1 protein-coding gene is annotated in these 377 nt (G+C 43.5%); it reads right to left on the reverse strand.

Annotated elements, in window-relative coordinates:
• Window positions 1–7 precede the first annotated feature (7 nt).
• On the reverse strand, window positions 8–377 hold a 370-nt coding region (locus SB660_RS19220), incomplete at its 5' end, for a TasA family protein (protein WP_410583818.1).

Genomic DNA, 377 nt, shown 5'->3' on the forward strand with positions numbered 1-377 from the left:
TTTCGGATTAGTTTTTATCCTCACTGTGAGCCTTTTCATTTTCCTTGACGTAACCGTCTTTATCCGTATGATCTTTCTTAATGGTCAAGCCGTTCCATTGCGTGGCTTCAAAAGAGAATTGAAGAGAAATCGCATTGCCTTGGAACTTGTTTTGCACACTTAATCCGTCCGCAGTTTTTGCGGTGTCATTTTTAAATTGGATTTCCATTCTCACCTGGTCATAATCAGCAGGCGTTTTCGGAACTCCGTCGTACTCAGGAGCTGTTTTGCCGTTAATGGTTGCCACATTGACTTTTCCGCTCTCGCTCAGGAATTTCGGATCAATGTGCTTGCTGATCGCTTCGGCAGCTGCTTTATCCTGCTTTGTTGACATTAAG

Source organism: Bacillus sp. SIMBA_005 (assembly GCF_046535585.1).
Taxonomy (GTDB): Bacteria; Bacillota; Bacilli; order Bacillales; family Bacillaceae; genus Bacillus; species Bacillus pumilus.